Source organism: Sedimenticola hydrogenitrophicus (genome assembly GCF_025175675.1).
GTDB lineage: Bacteria > Pseudomonadota > Gammaproteobacteria > Chromatiales > Chromatiaceae > Sedimenticola > Sedimenticola hydrogenitrophicus.
The window spans coordinates 1-1,425 of sequence record NZ_JANIOA010000101.1; the positions used below are offsets into that span (position 1 = coordinate 1).

Annotated in this window: 2 protein-coding genes; both read left to right on the plus strand. The window is 55.0% G+C overall.

The genetic code is table 11. The features are described from left to right. The coding region (locus NPX02_RS21100; RefSeq protein ID WP_418067372.1) for a Mu transposase domain-containing protein at positions 1–519 on the plus strand (519 nt) is incomplete at its 5' end. Positions 520–540: 21 nt separating this feature from the next. Further along, positions 541–1,296, plus strand: coding sequence for an IS21-like element helper ATPase IstB (istB, locus tag NPX02_RS21105; RefSeq protein ID WP_260296038.1), 756 nt, complete (start codon positions 541–543; stop codon positions 1,294–1,296). Positions 1,297–1,425 lie beyond the last annotated feature (129 nt).

The window sequence follows — 1,425 nt, forward strand, 5'->3', positions numbered from 1 at the left end:
CACATCGAAATTGAGGGGCACTACTACTCTGTCCCTCATCAACTGGTAAAGAAGCAGTTGGATGCCCGCTTTACCGCTACGACGGTGGAGTGTTTCCACAAGGGTGAGCGTATCGCCAGCCACGTCCGTTCCACCGTCAAAGGCCACCATACCACCACGCCTGAACATATGCCAAAGTCGCACCGTGAATATGCCGAATGGACACCGCAACGGCTGGTCCGCTGGGCAGAACAGACCGGGCCCGCCACGGCTGGGTTGATCCAACAAATTCTGCAACGCCGGAACCACCCGCAACAGGGCTTTCGCTCTTGTCTCGGCATCATGCGATTAACCAAGGGCTATGGCGATGAGCGACTGGAGGCGGCTTGCCGCCGGGCACTAACGCTTGGTGCTTGTAGTTACAAAAGTATCGAATCGATTCTGCGCAAAGGCCTCGACCGCTCAACGCTCCCACAGCAACAGGAACTCGAACTCTCTCTCGAACACGACAATATCCGTGGCTCGGACTATTACCACTGATCACAACCAGGAGAACCCATTATGTTGAATCACCCCACTTTGGAAAAACTACAGGCCCTGCGTTTTACTGGCATGTACAAGGCATTGATGGAACAGGGGCAGATGCCTGATATCGAGTTGCTCTCCTTCGAGGAGCGTCTTGGCTTGCTCATTGACCGGGAAATGACGGAAAGAGATGACCGTCGCTTACAAGCCCGGTTGCGTAAGGCCAAGTTGAAACATAACGCCTCTATCGAGGATATTGACTACCGAACCCCTCGTGGGCTGGACAAGGGTCTGATGCTGCAATTGAGCAGTTGCCAATGGGTCAAGGAGGGCCTCAACCTGATCATTAACGGTCCCACCGGGGCCGGTAAGACCTGGATTGCCTGTGCATTGGCGCACAAGGCCTGTCGCGAGGGTTATAGCGCCCAATACCTGCGTCTACCCCGGTTGTTCGAGGAGCTGAGTCTGGCTCATGGCGACGGCCGCTTCCCGAAGCTGATGACGGCCTTCGCTAAGATAGATCTACTGGTTCTGGATGACTGGGGGTTGGCCAAACTTGCAGCGGAACAGCGCCGGGATCTATTGGAGTTGCTTGATGATCGGCATGGCATGCGTTCTACCATTGTCACCAGTCAAATCCCCGTTGATCACTGGCATGATGTGATTGGTGATCCTACGCTGGCTGATGCCATTCTGGATCGCCTTATTCACAACGCCTACCGCATTAATCTGAAGGGTGAATCCATGAGAAAGCGGCAAGCCAAATTGACGAACACTACCCCCTCAGAGTAATAATGCAGCCTCTTGCGTCGCTCCGCTCCGACTGCCCGGCGGAATGGTTGTGGAACAGGCGGCCGTATGAGCATGGATTAGGTGGCCGGATAATCGTGGTCTGGGTGGCCGAATGGCGTGGAATACGCA